This window comes from Synechococcus sp. CBW1006, from assembly GCF_015840525.1.
Taxonomy (GTDB): domain Bacteria; phylum Cyanobacteriota; class Cyanobacteriia; order PCC-6307; family Cyanobiaceae; genus CBW1002.
The window spans coordinates 2,400,087-2,414,701 of record NZ_CP060396.1; the positions used below are offsets into that span (position 1 = coordinate 2,400,087).

Below are 14,615 nucleotides of genomic sequence, written 5' to 3' on the forward strand. Positions count from 1 at the left end.
ACAATGCCCTCACCGCCCTTGGGCAGATCTCCCCCCATGCACTTCCAGGACATCATCCACACCCTCAACCGCTTCTGGGCCGAACGGGGTTGCCTGATCCTTCAGCCCTACGACACCGAAAAGGGAGCCGGCACGATGAGTCCCCACACGGTGCTGCGGGCGATCGGCCCCGAGCCCTGGGCTGTGGCCTATCCGGAGCCCTGTCGGCGCCCCACCGATGGCCGCTATGGCGACAACCCCAACCGGGCGCAGCACTATTTCCAGTACCAGGTGCTGATCAAGCCCTCACCGGATGCGATCCAGGAGACCTACCTCGCCTCCCTCGAGGCCCTCGGCATCCGCCCCGCTGATCACGACATCCGCTTCGTGGAAGACAACTGGGAATCGCCAACCCTCGGCGCCTGGGGCGTGGGCTGGGAGGTGTGGCTCGACGGCATGGAGGTGACCCAGTTCACCTATTTCCAGCAGTGCGGCGGCATTGACTGCCGGCCCGTGTCGATCGAGATCACCTACGGCCTCGAACGCCTCGCCATGTATCTGCAGGATGTGGAGAGCATCTGGGAGCTGAGCTGGGATGGGAACCGCAGCTACGGCGACATCTGGCTGCCCTTCGAGAAGGGCCAGTGCACCTACAACTTCGAGGCCTCCAATCCCGAGCGGCTCAAGCAGCTCTTCGCCCTCTACGAAGCCGAAGCCACCGATCTGGTGGCTCAGAAGCTGCCGGCCCCGGCGCTCGACTACGTGCTCAAGTGCAGCCACACCTTCAACCTGCTGGAGGCCCGCGGCGTGATCTCGGTGACCGAGCGCACCGCCACCATCGGCCGGATCCGCACCCTGGCCCGGCAGGTGGCGGAGGCCTGGCTGGAGGAGCGCCGCAGCCTCGGCTTCCCGCTGCTCAGCCCCGACAAGCGGCAGGAGTGGCTGGCGCTGCACCCGCAGGAGCAGCGGGAGGACGCCATGGTGCCCGCCTGAGCAGCGCGCCATGCCGCCCCTGCGCCGTTCGTTGTTGATGGCCGTGCTGATCCTCGGCAGCTTCCAGGTGGGACGCCTCAGTGAACGGGCGGTCTGGCCCTGTCGGCTGCGGCCGGTGGCTGCGATTGTGGCCCCGTTGGTCGGTCAGTCCGTTCCCAGTCCGCAGCTATGCGAGCTGCTGCTGCAGATTCCCCAGTTCTGAATCGCGCTGTGGCGGCCCTGGGGAACGCTGCATCCCAGTGCAGCGCGATCGATGCAAGCCACCCACAACCGGCCCGGCCTGGGGTTGCCGCTGGCCTGCCTCGCCCTGGTCCTGCTGCTCGCCGGTCGATCTGCCCTGGAACCGACCGGGCCTGCCGCAGGGGATCCCTCCCTGCGGCTCTCGGCCACCCAGCCAAGCCTGGAGGTGGAGCTCAGCGGTTGGCTGCTGAGTGATCCCCGTTTCAGCACCGCCAGCGCCACTGAAACCAGCACCACTGAAACCAGCGGCACAGGGAGCAACGGCGGCGCAGGCACCAGCGGCGCCAGCAGACCCTGCCGCGTTCCTCTCCAGACGGCAGCAGGCCGCAGCGAACTGCTGTTCAACGCCTGCCCAGCCCTGCAACAGGGCTGGCGCCTGACCGTGTCCGGCCGGCTGCGGCGCCCCTCCAGCGCGCCGCACCCCCTGCTCAGCAGCGCCGCCGAACGCCTGGCCCGCCAGGGCATCTGGTCTCAGATGCAGGTGGAGCGCTGGCAAGTGCTCAGCCGGCCGGCCACGCCGATCGCCGACCTGCGCCGCCGGATCGCGCGGCAACTCACTGCGGTCGGCGGCCCGGAGCGGGGCGGCCTGCTGGCGGCCCTGGTGCTGGGCAGCGCCGTGGTGCCGCTGCCCGCTGATCTGCGCGAAGCCTTTCGGGTGGCCGGGCTCTCCCACGCCCTGGCTGCCTCGGGCTTTCACCTCAGTGTGCTGCTGGGAGCTGTCCTGCCCCTGGCACGCCGCTTGCCAAGGCTGCCCAGGTTGACCCTGGCCGCTGGCGCCCTGGCCCTGTTCCTGCTGCTGGCGGGCCCGCAGCCTTCGGTGGTGCGGGCCGTTCTGATGGGAGGCGGCGCCCTGCTGCTGCTGGAGAGCGGCCGCCGCGGCCGGCCGGTGGCGATCCTGCTGTGCACGGTGGTGGCGATGCTGCTGCTGCGACCTGGCTGGCTCGCGGATGTGGGGTTTCAGCTGAGCGTGGGCGCCACCGCCGGTCTGATCCTCACCGCAGGTCCACTGGAAAGCTGGCTGAAGGGCTGCCTTGGCGCTGCTCTGCCGGAAGGCTGGGGAACGGGACGGGCCGCCACCTGGCTGGGCGGAGCCCTGGCGATCCCCCTGGCCGCCACCGCCTGGACCCTGCCCCTGCAGGTGCTCCACTTCGGTGTGGTGCCGCTCTACGCCGTGCCGGCGAATCTGCTGGCGGCACCCCTGCTCTCGCCGCTCACCCTCGGCGCGATGGCCCTCGCCCTGGTGGCGGTGCTGCTGCCTGCGGTGCTGCCGGTGCTGGTCCAACCGTTGCTGCTGCTGGCCCAGCTGCTGCTGCTGATCTGTCAGCAGATCTCCCGGCTGCCGATGGCGCAGTGGCAGACCGGCCGTCCGCAGCCGGTTCTGGTGCTGTTGCTCGCCCTCGGCAGCCTGGCCCTGCTGTTGCCGCAACTGGCGCGGCGCTGGCGCCAGCTGGGAGCTGCGCTGATCACCATCGCCGTGACTCTGCATCTGGCCTGGTTGGCGGCCGATCGGATGCTGCTGGTGCACCAGGGGCCGCGCGACCTGCTGGTGGCCCGCCATGGCGGCAGGGCGGCCCTGGTGAGCAGCCGCAGCGATGGGTTGAGCTGTCACCAGGCCCGCAGCCTCGCCACCGGCCTGGGAATCCGGCGCTACGACTGGCTGCTGCTGCTCGATCCCGTGGCCAGCGACGGGCCGACCTGCTGGCAGGACCTGGCCCAGCTGGTCCAGAGCACCGGCGAGGCCGGCCCGCCGCTGCTGCCGGGGCAGACCCTCAGCAGTGAGGGGCTGGAGGCCTCCGCCGTCGCGGTGGACAGCCGCGCCCTTCAGCTCCGGGTGGGCCGGCAGCGCTGGTTGCTGCTGCCGGATCGCCAGGCCCTGTGGAGCTGGGAGCGAAGCACCCCGGCAAGCTGGCCCGCCAATATCTGGCTCGGCTTCAGGCCCCGCCAGGGCGATCAGCACAGCCTGGCGGACGGCAACATTGAGCGGGTCTGGTGGAGTGGCAACTTCGCCTCCCGCAGGCAAACCCTGCCCCCAGGCTGGAGGGCCAGCGGCCTCAGCGGCTCCCTGCAGACGGGTTGAGGCGGGCTGATCCTTAGAGTGCAGCAGTCATGGCCTGCTGGCCGTGTCGCCCTTGCATCCTCTGGCCTCAGGCTTTCGGGATGGGGTGCCTGGAGAGGTGGCTGAGTGGTCGAAAGCGAACGACTCGAAATCGTTTGAAGGGAAACCTTCCGTGGGTTCGAATCCCACCCTCTCCGTTCAGAGAAGGTCCCGACAAGACCACGGAAGTCCCAAACCCCATGCGGTGAGGGACTTCTTTAGTGCTCTGTGGTCCTGGTTGGTCCCCTCAAAAACCAGGATGTCCCAAAATTGTGTTGTGGGATGTGTTGTTGGAAATAGACGCTGGCGTCCCAAGGCTTGGTGTAAATCCCCCGGCACCCCCACCCCGGCGTAGCCGGGGTGGGCCGCGCACCTCAGGTGGCTGGCCCAGCGGCTGGCGTTGCAAGGGGTGGGCAGGCCCGTTTCCCTGGTTCGAGAACCACCTCAACCAGACGAACCATGCCCAAGACTTACTGTGCCGCACCCGACCTCGCGCCGCTACTGGATGGCAGCACTGCCGGTGAGTTGATCCCCGAGCTGGCCCGTTACGGCCTGCAGCAGCTGATCGAGCTGGAGGTCGCTGCCGTGCTGGGTGCCGACCGCCACGAGCGCACCGAGGAGCGGCTCGGCTATCGCAACGGTTACCGGCCCCGCAGTCTGACCACCCAGGTAGGCGACATCGACCTGCTGATCCCCAAACTGCGGGCTGGCAGCTTCCTGCCCTCGATCCTCGAGCCCCGTCGCCGGGTGGAGCAGGCCCTCTACGGCGTGATCATGGAGGCCTACATCTGTGGGGTCTCCACCCGCAAGGTGGATGCCCTGGTCGCCGCCCTGGGATCCCAGAGCGGTATCTCCAAATCCCAGGTCAGTCGCATCTGCCAGGAGATCGACCAGCAGGTGCAGGCGTTCCTGAGCCGGCCCCTGCAGGAGTCCGGCTACGCCTACGTCTACCTGGATGCCACCTACCTCAAGGGCAGGCTGGGCAAGGCCCTGCAGGTCTGCTCACGGGCTGTCGTCGTCGCCATGGGGGTGAACGCGGACGGCCGCCGGGAGTTGCTGGGTCTCAAGGTGGGCGACAGCGAAACCGAGGGCTTCTGGAGCGAGTTCATTGCCTCGCTCAAGGAGCGCGGCCTGACTGGCGTCAAGCTGGTGATCAGCGACGCCCACGTGGGCCTCACCAAGGCCATCAGGCGCCAGCTGCAGGGCTGTGTGTGGCAGCGCTGCCGCGTCCACTTCGCCCGCAACCTTCTCCAGCGCGTCCCCAAAGCCCACCAGGGCATGGTCACCGCCGCCCTGCGCTCGGTGTTCGCTCAGGAGGATGCCGGAGAGATCCTCAGCCGCTGGGATGACCTGGCCGCCTCGCTGGCGGAGCGCTTCCCCAAGGCCACCGAGCTCATGAACGAGGCCAGAGAGGACGTGCTGGCCTTCCGTCACTTCCCGCAGCCTCACTGGAAGAAGGTCTGGAGCACCAACCTGCTGGAGCGGGTCAACGAGGAGATCAAGCGCCGCACCCGCGTCGTCGGCATCTTCCCCAACGACGCGTCGATCACCCGCCTGGTGGGCGCGGTGCTGCTGGAGCAGCACGAGCATTGGCAGCTGGAAGGCCGCCGCATGTTCTCCGCCGAAAGCATGGCTGCCATCCCGGAGCTGGAGGATCTGCCGGCCCTGCTCAGCGCCGCCGCCGCAGAGGTGCAAGACGCAGGCCCCAGGTGATTGAGGTGGCAGCGCCCCCACAGGGCGCAGCGGCCTCGATCGCCGCCCGGGGGCCGGCGCTGTAACCCCTGGGCTGCATAGAAGACTCCTGCCGCTCACAACACAGCCGCGATCAGACGAGAGACTTGACAAGTCAATCGTCTCGTTTCATCGTGGAAGAACGAGGTGCATCTGCACCTCAGGAATGACAGCCCGTCATTCCACCCTGTTCACCCTCTGAGTCAGGGCATTCGGGCCTCGGGTTTTACACCACGCAAAGGGACGCGGCCAAATAGACCTTGTGTTGTTGGATAAAATTGGTGTTGTTGGATTGCTGAGATGCCGCTCTCTGACTCTCAGGTCAAGGCAGAGCAGGCAGGTCCCCGCAGGCGCAATGTCTCCGTTGGTGACTCCCTCTTCTTAGTCATCGAGTCCGCCTCCAGGGGCGGCGGCAAGTCCTTTGAGGGGCGGATGCGCTTTCCCCCTGGCAGGCAGGGCAAGCAAGTGCCCGTGCGGATTGGTGTCTATGGCAGAGGCGTCGGGAAATGGTCCCTCAAGGAGGCGCGTGACGAGTGGGACCGAATCAGGTCTTGGAGCAAGCAAAACGGCAAAGACCCCAGAGACCTCAAGCGTCAGGAGAAGCAGGCACTGATCCAGCACTCCTCTGGACCAACCCTCCAGCAGGCGTGTGAGTCATATCTCGCCTCTGCCACCTCCAAGGCAGCGCAGAAGGAATACCCGAACCTGCTCCGCAATCAAGTCCTCCCGCATTTCGGGGGTGAGACCGCGCTTGAGCACCTCTGCTGGGACGGCAAAGGTCCTTCTGGCAAGAAGGGGCGCGAGTTGGTCATGGACTACTTCCGCCTGGTGGAAGCAAGGGCACCTGTTCAAGCGAAGAAGTCCCTGATGGTGCTGCGGATGGTCTTTGACCACGCCATTGATCAGGGATGGATGGAGCGCGACCAGAACCCTGCCCTTGGGAGCAGAGGCACCAAGGGCAAGCACAAACCCACTCCGCACCCAACCTTGCTGTGCAGGGTTGCCTGAAAGTCACTCCAACCTCGCTCCCGCGAGCTGAACCCCGCCCAACGCCAGCATCCCTCTGATGTCGTAAGCCAGTTCCCGGAGCCCCCGTCGGATCGAGCGGTAGCCGCCGCGCCGCAGCAGGTTCATGACCACGGTCCGCAGGAACGCAAACACCGGTGCACCGATGCGATGGGTATAGCGGTGGGCGTCCTCACCGAGCTGGGTGTCGCGGGCCCAGTGCCATTCGTTTTCAATGCTCCAGCGTTGCCGGATCAGGCGCAGCAGGCCTTCTGGAGCTGTGCGAACGGTCGTGATGAACAAGTGCCTGGTGACACTGTGCTTGCCGTTGCGCTTGGTGGTCGTGGTGATCAGCTTCACGATCCAGGCGCTGCCCGGCCAGGCTTCCTTGATGTGATCGGGGGCTTCCTTGGCCCTGAGCTCCCAGCGCGTGTCACGCCCATGGCGTTTCTCCTGATCCGTTGCAGTGAAAGGGATCCGACGTTTTCCCTCGAACTGGCGGCTGATCTGCCGATGGAGCCTGGGCTGATTCGTTTTGACGGTCAGGGCGACGTCGGCTCCCTGCTCGAGGCACCAGCGAAAAACGCCTGCGTCGTGTGCAGGGCATCCGCCTGGATCAGCTTGCCCTCTAAATCCATCGTGCTCAGCAGCTCTTTGAGCGCTGCTCGCTCGCTCGATTCATGGGTGTCGTAGGCCTTCTGAGCCAAGGCGACACCGAGGGCTCGGGCGTAGACCGTCACCTGGGCGACAAAGCGGTGGTTGCCGTCATCGGTCTCGATGGCTGAACCCTTCAGGGTCTTGCCATCGCACACCAACTGCTCCACAGCCGTTGTACCGCCTGGGATATGGCTGATCATCCAGGCCTGGAGCACCTCGCCGAACTGCTGCAGGTGCGCCTTGTTGAACAGGTAGAGGAAGGTGGCGTCCGAAGGCCAGCGCTTGAAATTCAGCCCCAGGGCCTGGTTCAACACCTCCCGGTGCCGCCTGGCGAACGCCTCCAGATCGCGGGAGCTGCGGCAGTCGCTGAGGATCCCAAGCACCGCCACCAGCAGCAGGTACCACTGCGGGTAGCGCACCCCGCGGCGGTAACGGCCATCGGGGATGGCCTTGAGGAAGCTGATCAGGTCGGCATCGGCGTTGAAATCAACAGCGGGAGCAGCGGTCTGGGGCATTGCTGAGGGGCTGGTCCCGCGAGCAAACCAGGCCGCGGCAGGGGCGCCAAGGGCAAGCTGGACGGACTTTCAGGCGGCCCTGCCTTGCTGTGGGAGCAACTGCCTCAGTTCTTTGAGGATCTAGAAGGCAACCAGGCGAATGGGTCTGTGGTGACTCTCTGCGCCTTGAAAGTCGCCTTCATGACCTTCCTACGGGCGAGTTCGCTCTCTGGGATGCGCTGGGAGGAGTGGGACGCCTCCCAGGACCTCTGGGTCATCCCTGGTGCCCGCATGAAGAATGGAGATGCCCATCTGATCCCCATGACCGATCCGCTGCGGGAGGTGCTGGAAACGCTCAGGCAACTCGGCACGGGTAACGGATTTGTCTTCCCCTCACCGAGAGGAGCGAGCAAGGGGCACATGAACCCTTCCTCGATGAATCAGCACCTCGTGCGCATGGGATACAAGGGTGTGCTCAATGCTCATGGCATTCGGGCAATCCCGATGACAGCAGGTCAGGAGGTTCTGGGGTTCCCCGCTGAGATCATTCAGAGGCAGTTGTCCCACAGCATCGGGGACAAGATACGGATGGCGTATGACCGTTCAGAAATGCTTGATGAGCGCAGACGATTCATGGTCGCTTGGTGTGACGCTCTGCTTGCCCAGGGTCTCAAGGTCTGAAAGGTCAATTAGGACCTTCTGAGACGACCCTTGTGCCAATTTTTCTAGGTTTTTCGTTGTCGAAAAGACCCTCTGAGACCTCCTGCTACGCCTTGGGTCTTGAGGGTGCTTTGCCCCTGCCTCTGAGGGTCAAAAGAACTGGCACAGGGGCGCTTCTGGGGCGCTCTAGTCGCCTTATAATTATCTCATCGAAACGGGGTGAATCGAGCAACCCTCTCTGCGATACAAATTAAATAAGTGCCTACCCGAGAGGGTGTATTTCGATCAGACATCCCCGACCTGATCTCTGTCTAACAAGACAAAAAGCAATCCACTAAAAAGTCCTTTGCTTTTTGCCAATGTCTCATTATCGCTGCGCCTTTTTGCGCTTGCCTCAGGTCAAAGAGATGACCTGTCTGTCTAAGTCCAGCATCTATCGCTTGATGGATGCTGGTGACTTCCCGAAGCAGATTCTTCTGGGTGCTCGTTCTGTGGTCTGGATTCGTTCCGACATTGAAGATTGGTGCTCCCAGAAGATTTCTGCTGCTTAACTGAGTAATTAATAGTCGATAAACCGACTTAAAACCCTATCGGTGAGAGAACACCGAGAACAAATATTAATGCGCACTTTCTTTCTTTGCTGAACATGACTCTTGCTCGATCCTGTGACTCGTTGGTCGCTTTCATGAAGACCAACAACTTGGAACAGATTTCGTTCCTTGATACACCAGATGGTATTAACCATGAACCTGGCATCTACTTTGATGACAAGGTTGATGACATCATTTGGGGAGATGGTGTTGGTGATGGTTGGGATGATCTTGTCCAATCAACTTTTGATGCTCTTGCTGTTCTTCATGCGCAACACCCTTACAAACGATTGGATGGAACCTTTTGTTTGACGGAGGATGGTCTTAAGTTTTCTTCTTCTTATGCTTGTTATTGATTCAGCACCAGTCGATAAGCAGTAATGTGACTTCTGTTAACTGATTAGATTTAGTTACCCATTCCGCCTAAATTTCTGGGGCGGATTTTTTTTAGAAAATGAATGCGGTCTGAAACCTTAATCAGTTCGTTGCATCTCTTTCTTTGGAGGACCCACCAAGGTTCTATCTACATCAGTTCTTCGATGACAAATGTCTTAGTAGTGGGTTCAAGGAAGGCAGAGACTTCACCGTTCCTGACTTCGCCTGACGTGTCTGGAGGCAAACCGCTCGCGTTCTCTGAGGTGGGTGCCTTTTATTGGACAGTTCCGGCCCCTGACATCGTTAACCCAGGACGGGTGGAACATGGTGGCCGCGTCCCTTGGCGTGGTGTAAATCCCGAGGCCCGATTGCCCTGGACTGAGGGAGAACAGGGGTGAATGACGGGCTGTCATTCTCGAGGCGCATGTGCACCTCGTTATTTCACGATGAATCCAGACGATTGACTTGTCAAGTCTTTCGTCTGGATTGCCGATCGGTTGTGGGCTACACCTGCAATCTTGGTCGTGACGTCTGCGGTGCCGGCCCCCGGGCGGTGATCGCCGCCGCTGCGCCCTGTGGGGGCGCTACGGCGCGATCTCCTGGGGCCTGAGGCTCAGGCCGCTGCTTCTTGCAAGGAAGGCTGCGTGGGCAGCTCCGCCAGTGAGGGGATGGCGGCCATGCTCTCGGCGGAGAACATGCGCCGGCCCTCCAGCTGCCAGTGCTCGTCCTGCTCCAGCAGCACAGCCCCCACCAAGCGGGTGATCGAGGCGTCATTCGGGAAGATGCCAACCACCCGAGTGCGGCGTTTGATCTCCTCATTGAGGCGCTCGAGCAGGTTGGTGCTCCAAGTCTTTTTCCAGTGTTGAGGCGGGAAGTGACGGAAGGCGAGCACGTCTTCCCGGGCGTGCAGCATGAGCTCAGCAGCCTTGGGGAAGCGATCCACCAGTGAGCTGGCCAGATCGTCCCAGCGGGCCTCGATTTCGTCCGTTTTCTCCTGGGCGAACACCGAGCGCAAGGCAGCGGTGACCATGCCTTGGTGGGCCTTGGGCACCCGTTGGAGCAGGTTTCTGGCGAAATGGACCCTGCAGCGCTGCCAGCAGCTGCCCTGCAGCATCCGCCGGATCGCCTTGGTGAGGCCCACGTGCGCGTCGCTGATCACGAGCTTGACCCCAGTGAGGCCGCGCTCCTTGAGCGAGCCAATGAACTCGCTCCAGAAGCTCTCGGTTTCGCTGTCGCCCACCTTGATGCCGAGCAGCTCGCGGCGACCATCGGCATTGACGCCCATGGCCACCACCACAGCCCTGGAGCAGACCTGCATCGCCTTGCCGAGACGCCCGTGGAGATAGGTGGCATCGAGGTACAGGTAGGCGTAGCCGGTGGCCTCAAGGGGGCGGTTCAGGAAGGCCTGCACCTGGATGTCGATGTCAGCGCAGATGCGGCTCACCTGAGATTTGGAGATGCCGCTCTGGACTCCCAGGGCGGCCACCAGGGCGTCGACCTTGCGCGTTGAGATGCCGCCGACATAGGCCTCCATCACCACGCCGTAGAGGGCCTGGTCCACACGGCGGCGCGGCTCCAGGATCGAGGGCAGGTGGCTGCCGGAGCGCAGTTTGGGGATGCGGAGATCGATGTCCCCCACCTGGGTGGCCAGGGTGCGCGGCCGGTAGCCGTTGCGGTAGCCGAGCCGCTCCTCGCTGCGCTCATGGCGCTCTGCGCCGAGCACGGCAGCGACCTCCAGCTCGATCAGCTGCTGCAGGCCGTGGCGCACCAGCTCGGGGATCAGCTCACCGGCGCTGCTGCCATCCAGTAGCGGCGCCAGCTCAATTGCGGCACGATTGGACGTGGGCGTGTGTCACGAGTCAGCAGGTGAAAGCCAAGGCTGATGAAACTGCATCGGGGATGGGAGTGTGGCCTCCCGGGATCGGCCTGCAGGGGCTGGTACCAAACCACCCCGTGCTGCTGCGTTCAAAAGACGTGGTGGTGAGCGACGGGGAAACGGCGGACTGGATCCGTCAGGTGTGCGACGAGAAGGTGAGCGCAAGCGAACCGTTGATGACGCGCCGATATCTATTTCAGACGCTGCCAAAACGGGAGGCGGCCCAAATCTCCTGGATCAGTGTGGACAGAGCCTGTCTATGGACCACACGGCAGCCGGCGTATAGACGGCACGAGCTCATCGCAGGCCCTGATGCGGAACGTGAGAACCTGCCATGGAATGCCAAGGGAACATCCCAAGTGGTCACCACCATGAGGGTCAATACCGATGTCTGTGGCAGGGGCGGAGCAACCCGTAGTAGCGATGATGGGTCTGTAACGGACTCGGAGCCAAGGGGTTGCATCATCCCGTTTGGAGTCTCCCATCAACTGCCTACGGCAGGAGGAATGGGATGACAACAGACAAGCCGCTACCGATTACCAAGGTGATGGTCTGGAAGGCCTATCAACAGGTGAAACGGAACGGACAGGCGGCCGGTGTGGATGGCCAAAGCCTGGACGACTTCAACAAGGATCTGGAGAATAATCTCTACAAACTCTGGAATCGGATGGCATCAGGAAGTTATCTTCCGCCACCAGTTCGGCGTGTGGAGATTCCCAAATCCGGTGGAGGCGTCAGGCCGCTGGGTATCCCGACGGTTGCTGATCGCATCGCACAGATGGTGGTCAAGCAGGTGCTGGAGCCAGAGCTGGAGCTGATCTTTGATCAGGATTCCTACGGCTACAGACCGGGCAAGTCAGCGCATCAGGCAGTAGAGGTCTGCCGTCAGCGCTGCTGGAGGTCCAACTGGGTTCTCGATCTCGACATCAAGGGGTTTTTCGATGCTATCGATCACGACCTGTTGATGCGCGCGATCAAGGCCCATACCTCCGAGCGCTGGGTGGTGCTCTACCTGCAACGATGGCTGCAGGCACCGGTTCTGTTGCCGGATGGCACGCTCCATCCCAGGGACCGGGGCACACCGCAAGGTGGTGTCATCAGTCCACTGCTGGCCAATCTGTTCCTGCACTATGCGTTTGATGTGTGGATGCGCCGGAGCCACCCGGCCATTGCCTTTGAGCGCTATGCAGATGATGTGATCTGTCATTGCCACAGCGAGAAGGAAGCTCGGCGGTTGCTGGAGGCATTGCAGGATCGCTTTGCGTCCTGTGGCCTCCAGCTTCATCCCCAGAAGACCCAGGTGGTCTACTGCAGGGATAGCAACCGCCGGGCACCGTTTGCTGATGTCACGTTCACGTTTCTTGGTTTCGCGTTTCGGCCACGTGTGTCTCGCAATTCTCGCGGAGTCATCTACACAGGCTTTTTGCCGGCAGTGAGTCCGCAGGCTCTCCAGCGTATGCGGGAGAGGATTAGGTCGATAGGGCTTCCATCGCTCGTGTATCTGTCGCTTGAGGAGATCGCTAAAGTGCTGAATCCAGTGATTCGTGGCTGGATTCAGTACTACGGTCGTTTCTATAGGACAGAACTGATCAGGAAGTTGTATCGCTACCTGGATGACAGAATTGCAGCCTGGTTACGGCAGAAGTACAAAAGGCTGCGGGGTCGTCGGCTCCAAAGCTGGCGAGTACTTGCCAGGATCAGGTCTGGACATCGTGATCTGTTCGCGCACTGGCGTCGAGTCAGTGAAGTGGCATGTGGATGATGGGAGCCGTATGACGCGAGAGTGTCACGTACGGTTCTGTGAGCACCTCGGGGGGAAGTTCCCCGGGGTGACTCGACATGGTTCGTCTGGTTGAGGTAGTGCTCAAACCAGGGTCACGGGCCTGCCCACCCCTTGCAACGCTGGCCGCTGAGCGGAACGTCTGAGGTGCGCGCTCAACCCCGGCTACGCCGGGGTTGAGGTCCCCAGGGATTTACACCAACACAGGGGACGCAAGCAACATGGTTCGGCCTCAGTGTAGACCGCGTGGGGAGTTTTGCCTCCAAGGGAACTGTGAGGTCTTACATGGCAATACCGCCACAGGAAGCGGGCCAGGCTGATTTCAGCGTCCCAGCCATCGCTGTATGCCCGTAGGTAGACCTCCTCGTACTTGACAGTCCTCCACAGCCGTTCAACAAGGATGTTGTCGTAGCACCGCTTTCTGCCGGACCAGCTGATCTGGATCCGCTCCCCTTTGAGTCTGGCCACAAAGTCAGCGGACGTGAACTGACAGCCTTGATCGGAGTGGAAGATCTCTGGCCTACGGCCGCCTCCCAAGGCCATCTCCAGGGCCTCCAGACAGAACTTCGTGTCAAGGCTGTTGGAGAGCCTCCAGCTGAGCACATGCCTGGAATGGAGATCCATGATCGCCACCAGATAGAGGAACCCTTTCTGCAGAGGGATGTAGGTGATGTCGGTCGCCCAGACCTGATCCACCGACGTGACCTGCGTGAGGTCCACCAGGCAGGGGAACCGCACGGACGGATCACCTGGAACCGTCGTCCGGGGCTTCTGGTAGATCGCCCGTAATCCCATGCGCCGCATGAGGTTTCGCACTCGATCTCGGCTGATCGGGATACCATCTTGGGCCAGATAGTCCACCATCCGGCGGCTGCCGCTGCAGGGATCCTCCAGGTAGAGAGCATCGATCCTGGCCATGATCCGCAGCGTCGATACACGGACCGGTGTCGGCCGGTAGTACAGCGTGGATCGAGGCAGCCCCAGCAGCGCACACTGCCTGCTGATGCTGAGCTCGGGGTGGTCGTGATCGACCAGCTTGCGCAGTTCACGGGCATCAGAGCAGTTGAGACTTTTTTTTGAGCCACTCCAGCTCCATCTGCAGCCGTCCGATCTGCTGGAACAGCTCCGCCTCCTTGGCCTGCCCCTCCTCCTTGTCCTTGGTCTTCTTGCCTCGGGTGAAGAGCTCGCTGGCACCGTCCAGGAGCTGCCGCTTCCACTGGCTCACCTGGATCGGGTGGATGGCGTGGTCGGCGGCGATCTCCTGGATCGTCTTGCGGCCACTGATCGCCTCCATGGCGACCCTGGCCTTGAACTCGGGGCTGTGGGTGCGGCGCTTGCTCATCGGTGGGAGCCCCTTTCAGGGGCGGTACCCCGCCTCAGAGGTTAACGATGGGGCCTGTCCAGAAAAGCCAGACCACCTCACTCTTGCCACTTCGTCCTTGGAGACGCTGCATGACCCCTTTTGGCATGAAGGTGATTTGGGTTTTGCTTCTTTCAGTGCTTCCTGCTCACGCAGTGCGTAGGCAACCTTGTTCTCTTGCCTCTTGCGTTCGTAGTCCGCTTTGTATCTCGCTGCTCGTCTCTTACCTGCTAGTTCGCTGATCTCTTTCCAGCGTTGTGGGTGAGGGCAATACCAACCCTTGCCCACAGCATCAATCTCAAAGCGTTTCCAGGCATATTCCTCTGCTGCGGCAGAACCTTTGCCGAGGAACTCGTAGACCCTGGGATGCTTGGTCCCGCATGCCTTGCAGGCAAAACCCAGACCATCTCCATTGCTATGCGGATAGACCAACCCAGTGAGGTTGTGGATACCAGTCTTTCCGTTTCCTTTTTTGCAGTGTGGGCAGTAGCACCAATATGCATTTGAGTTCTTCTCGTGTGCTTTGACATTGGGTGTAAAAGCAGTCCATACCTCAAGATCCCACTCTTTGATCTTTTCTCTCTTCTCTTGATCCGTGAGAGTATCTCTGCTTGAAATTGCCTGCCTTTCCCTGTCGGTAAGATGCATATCTATCTTGATTCTTCTTGTTTGTAGTTTATCACTATCTTCTTATCAAGTCAATCAAATGCTTGCGATCTCAGTATTAACTGGTTTGTGTCAATTTACTAACTGTGTGTATTTATTGGGTGTAAATTGTAT

Annotated in this window: 15 protein-coding genes and 1 tRNA gene; 10 read left to right on the forward strand and 6 right to left on the reverse strand. The window is 61.8% G+C overall.

Annotation, left to right across the window (positions count from 1 at the left end; translation table 11 throughout):
* Positions 1–36: 36 nt before the first annotated feature.
* From glyQ to H8F26_RS11590, 6 genes are all read left to right on the forward strand, one after another.
* Entirely contained in the window at positions 37–972 is a 936-nt protein-coding gene (gene glyQ, locus H8F26_RS11565; RefSeq protein WP_197154050.1) for a glycine--tRNA ligase subunit alpha, read from the forward strand.
* 10 nt (positions 973–982) lie between these two features.
* Complete coding sequence (locus tag H8F26_RS11570; RefSeq protein WP_231597786.1) at positions 983–1,174, forward strand: hypothetical protein; 192 nt, start codon at positions 983–985, stop codon at positions 1,172–1,174.
* A 51-nt stretch (positions 1,175–1,225) separates the two neighbouring features.
* The gene (locus tag H8F26_RS11575) at positions 1,226–3,289 is read left to right on the forward strand and encodes a ComEC/Rec2 family competence protein (RefSeq protein ID WP_197154051.1); all 2,064 of its coding nucleotides are present in this window, start codon (positions 1,226–1,228) and stop codon (positions 3,287–3,289) included.
* 91 nt (positions 3,290–3,380) lie between these two features.
* A tRNA-Ser gene (locus H8F26_RS11580) sits at positions 3,381–3,465 on the forward strand.
* A 301-nt stretch (positions 3,466–3,766) separates the two neighbouring features.
* The gene (locus tag H8F26_RS11585) at positions 3,767–5,020 is read left to right on the forward strand and encodes an IS256 family transposase (RefSeq protein ID WP_197153752.1); all 1,254 of its coding nucleotides are present in this window, start codon (positions 3,767–3,769) and stop codon (positions 5,018–5,020) included.
* Positions 5,021–5,338: 318 nt separating this feature from the next.
* Complete coding sequence (locus H8F26_RS11590; RefSeq protein ID WP_197154052.1) at positions 5,339–6,046, forward strand: Arm DNA-binding domain-containing protein; 708 nt, start codon at positions 5,339–5,341, stop codon at positions 6,044–6,046.
* A gap of 3 nt (positions 6,047–6,049) precedes the next feature.
* Here H8F26_RS11590 and H8F26_RS19900 read toward each other — a convergent pair whose 3' ends face one another.
* Both H8F26_RS19900 and H8F26_RS19905 read right to left on the reverse strand, forming a co-directional pair.
* The gene (locus tag H8F26_RS19900) at positions 6,050–6,589 is read right to left on the reverse strand and encodes an ISAs1 family transposase (RefSeq protein WP_197158971.1); all 540 of its coding nucleotides are present in this window, start codon (positions 6,587–6,589) and stop codon (positions 6,050–6,052) included.
* A complete protein-coding gene (locus tag H8F26_RS19905; RefSeq protein ID WP_197154053.1) occupies positions 6,586–7,215 on the reverse strand; it encodes an ISAs1 family transposase in 630 nt (209 codons plus the stop codon). The genes H8F26_RS19900 and H8F26_RS19905 overlap by 4 nt, the downstream gene beginning before the upstream one ends.
* An 84-nt stretch (positions 7,216–7,299) precedes the next feature.
* On the opposite strand from H8F26_RS19905, the gene H8F26_RS11605 reads away from it, so the two are divergent.
* The 3 genes from H8F26_RS11605 (at position 7,300) to H8F26_RS11615 (ending at position 8,800) form a co-directional block, all read left to right on the forward strand.
* On the forward strand, positions 7,300–7,875 hold the full coding sequence (locus H8F26_RS11605) for a site-specific integrase (RefSeq protein ID WP_231605155.1): 576 nt from the start codon (positions 7,300–7,302) through the stop codon (positions 7,873–7,875).
* Positions 7,876–8,261: 386 nt separating this feature from the next.
* On the forward strand, positions 8,262–8,405 hold the full coding sequence (locus H8F26_RS11610) for an AlpA family transcriptional regulator (RefSeq protein ID WP_231605157.1): 144 nt from the start codon (positions 8,262–8,264) through the stop codon (positions 8,403–8,405).
* A 134-nt stretch (positions 8,406–8,539) separates the two neighbouring features.
* Positions 8,540–8,800, forward strand: coding sequence for a hypothetical protein (locus tag H8F26_RS11615; protein WP_197154055.1), 261 nt, complete (start codon positions 8,540–8,542; stop codon positions 8,798–8,800).
* A 632-nt stretch (positions 8,801–9,432) separates the two neighbouring features.
* On the opposite strand, the gene H8F26_RS11620 is transcribed toward H8F26_RS11615, so the two are convergent.
* The gene (locus H8F26_RS11620; RefSeq protein WP_197158927.1) at positions 9,433–10,644 is read right to left on the reverse strand and encodes an IS256 family transposase; all 1,212 of its coding nucleotides are present in this window, start codon (positions 10,642–10,644) and stop codon (positions 9,433–9,435) included.
* A gap of 562 nt (positions 10,645–11,206) precedes the next feature.
* Here H8F26_RS11620 and ltrA point away from each other — a divergent pair.
* A complete protein-coding gene (gene ltrA / locus H8F26_RS11625; RefSeq protein WP_231597922.1) occupies positions 11,207–12,457 on the forward strand; it encodes a group II intron reverse transcriptase/maturase in 1,251 nt (416 codons plus the stop codon).
* Positions 12,458–12,640: 183 nt separating this feature from the next.
* Here ltrA and H8F26_RS11630 read toward each other — a convergent pair whose 3' ends face one another.
* The 3 genes from H8F26_RS11630 to H8F26_RS11635 are packed head-to-tail and all read right to left on the reverse strand — an operon-like array spanning position 12,641 to position 14,483.
* Positions 12,641–13,519: an IS3 family transposase gene (locus H8F26_RS11630; RefSeq protein ID WP_231605622.1), complete on the reverse strand. Its 879-nt coding sequence runs from the start codon at positions 13,517–13,519 to the stop codon at positions 12,641–12,643.
* Between the two features lie 10 nt (positions 13,520–13,529).
* Positions 13,530–13,817: a transposase gene (locus tag H8F26_RS19420; protein WP_231597691.1), complete on the reverse strand. Its 288-nt coding sequence runs from the start codon at positions 13,815–13,817 to the stop codon at positions 13,530–13,532.
* Positions 13,818–13,832: 15 nt separating this feature from the next.
* Positions 13,833–14,483 carry a hypothetical protein gene (locus tag H8F26_RS11635; protein ID WP_197154056.1) on the reverse strand — a complete coding sequence of 217 codons (651 nt, stop codon included), beginning with the start codon at positions 14,481–14,483 and terminating at the stop codon, positions 13,833–13,835.
* Positions 14,484–14,615: the final 132 nt, after the last annotated feature.

Coding starts and splice junctions, on each gene's coding strand:
- H8F26_RS11615 (WP_197154055.1), top strand. CDS start 8,540: ATGAAGACCAACAACTTGGAACAGATTTCGTTCCTTGATACACCAGAT.
- glyQ (WP_197154050.1), top strand. CDS start 37: ATGCACTTCCAGGACATCATCCACACCCTCAACCGCTTCTGGGCCGAA.
- H8F26_RS19420 (WP_231597691.1), bottom strand. CDS start 13,817: ATGAGCAAGCGCCGCACCCACAGCCCCGAGTTCAAGGCCAGGGTCGCC.
- H8F26_RS11575 (WP_197154051.1), top strand. CDS start 1,226: ATGCAAGCCACCCACAACCGGCCCGGCCTGGGGTTGCCGCTGGCCTGC.
- H8F26_RS11590 (WP_197154052.1), top strand. CDS start 5,339: ATGCCGCTCTCTGACTCTCAGGTCAAGGCAGAGCAGGCAGGTCCCCGC.
- H8F26_RS11570 (WP_231597786.1), top strand. CDS start 983: ATGCCGCCCCTGCGCCGTTCGTTGTTGATGGCCGTGCTGATCCTCGGC.
- H8F26_RS11610 (WP_231605157.1), top strand. CDS start 8,262: ATGACCTGTCTGTCTAAGTCCAGCATCTATCGCTTGATGGATGCTGGT.
- H8F26_RS19905 (WP_197154053.1), bottom strand. CDS start 7,215: ATGCCCCAGACCGCTGCTCCCGCTGTTGATTTCAACGCCGATGCCGAC.
- H8F26_RS11585 (WP_197153752.1), top strand. CDS start 3,767: ATGCCCAAGACTTACTGTGCCGCACCCGACCTCGCGCCGCTACTGGAT.
- ltrA (WP_231597922.1), top strand. CDS start 11,207: ATGACAACAGACAAGCCGCTACCGATTACCAAGGTGATGGTCTGGAAG.
- H8F26_RS11635 (WP_197154056.1), bottom strand. CDS start 14,483: ATGCATCTTACCGACAGGGAAAGGCAGGCAATTTCAAGCAGAGATACT.